This is a genomic window from Pedobacter nototheniae (assembly GCF_004335085.1).
Lineage (GTDB): Bacteria > Bacteroidota > Bacteroidia > Sphingobacteriales > Sphingobacteriaceae > Pedobacter > Pedobacter nototheniae.
The window spans coordinates 1-448 of record NZ_RQRS01000079.1; the positions used below are offsets into that span (position 1 = coordinate 1).

Here is a 448-nt window from a genome sequence, read left to right on the forward strand (position 1 = left end):
CATTTCCAGCAGCTCGGGCTCGTCAGTGGTCAGTGGATTGTCCACTGGCACCACGCTCGTGATGCTGCGGTTCTCCGCATATTCCTGCAGGAAGGATAGAAATTTGGCAATGGAAGTTTGCCGCACTTTACGCCTCCAAATGCCCCACAACGAAACATGAAGATGAAGATCTCCATTGGTCTTTAGTTGCTCACCTTGCGCAGACGGTGGCCTAAAAGTATGAAGTACATGATTAAAACCCAACCTTAAACCCTAAGCCAAGCAATGCAGCAATCAAGGGATGATGGGATGTCCAGCACATCATCAGAGCCGGCTGCATGGGTGCGTGCCTGCAGCTTGTGGCGCAGCTGTGCTTCCAGGGAGTCATGGTGCGGCCGGAACCGGGCAGCGCTCTCGGGCGACTTCTCCGCCCCAAGCTCCGACAGGTTTGTGATCGACCGCCGCGCTG

General features: G+C 55.4%; 1 protein-coding gene. It reads right to left on the minus strand.

Annotation, left to right across the window (positions count from 1 at the left end; all coding sequences use genetic code 11):
• Positions 1 to 245 precede the first annotated feature (245 nt).
• The coding region (locus EHC72_RS22975) for a hypothetical protein (RefSeq protein WP_211660355.1) at positions 246 to 448 on the minus strand (203 nt) is incomplete at its 5' end.